General features: G+C 68.0%; 1 protein-coding gene. It reads left to right on the forward strand.

Translation table 11 applies throughout. The features are described from left to right. Nucleotides 1-126: 126 nt before the first annotated feature. Complete coding sequence (locus ABGB05_RS36920; RefSeq protein ID WP_347658676.1) at nt 127-909, forward strand: transposase family protein; 783 nt, start codon at nt 127-129, stop codon at nt 907-909. The last annotated feature ends 9 nt before the right edge of the window (nt 910-918 follow it).

Below are 918 nucleotides of genomic sequence, written 5' to 3' on the forward strand. Positions count from 1 at the left end.
TGAGTCTTTTCCAAGCTGATCTTGCAGCTCAGGGTGGGTGCGGCGGGCCCGGAGATCGATGAGGGCGAGGCTCCAGGTAAGACAGCAGTCGACCAAGATCCGATGCCCCGACCGGGAGCCTCGCCTGTGCTGTCTTACCCCTCCACGATCCCGCTGTCCAGCCGAACCCTGAACCACCTGGCTGACCTCATCCGAGCGCATCGTAAACAGCACCGATCCCGGTGGCGGCGCCTCGACCCGGGCCGGCAGGCACTGCTCGCCCTGGCCCACCTGCGCAACGGTGACACCTACACCCGGCTCGCCGCAGGGTTCGCCGTCGGTGTCGCCACTGCCTGGCGCTACGTGCGGGAAGCGATCATGCTGATCGCAGCGGCCGCCGAGGACCTGACCACGGCGATGCGGCGCATCCGGCGCCTGGCGTACGTGATCCTGGACGGCACGCTGATTCCGATCGACCGGGTGGCGGACCAGAAGCCGTACTATTCCGGCAAGCACAAGCGCCATGGCGTGAACGTGCAGGTCATCGCCGACCCGGCTGGCCGGCTCGTGTGGGCCTCACCGGCGCTGCCCGGCTCAGCACACGACCTCACCGCCGCCCGAGTCCACGGCATCATCGACAAGCTGACCAGCGCGGACGTGATGACCTTCGCCGACAAGGGCTACCAAGGCGCTCGGGGCAGCGTGCGCACACCGTTCAAGCGGCGCCGCTTCCGGCCGAAGCTGTCACGCCGGCAGAAGGCAGTCAATCGGGCACACGCGAGGATCCGCGCTCGCGGCGAACGAGCCATCGCCACCCTCAAGACCTGGAAGGTCCTGGCCAAGCTGCGCTGCTGCCCGCGCCGCGCCACCGCGATCGTGCAGGCCATCCTCGTCCTGCACCACGTCGAAGCGAACCGCTACGCAGGATGAAAATCGCTC

The organism is Plantactinospora sp. B5E13, from assembly GCF_039871775.1.
Classification (GTDB): domain Bacteria; phylum Actinomycetota; class Actinomycetes; order Mycobacteriales; family Micromonosporaceae; genus Plantactinospora.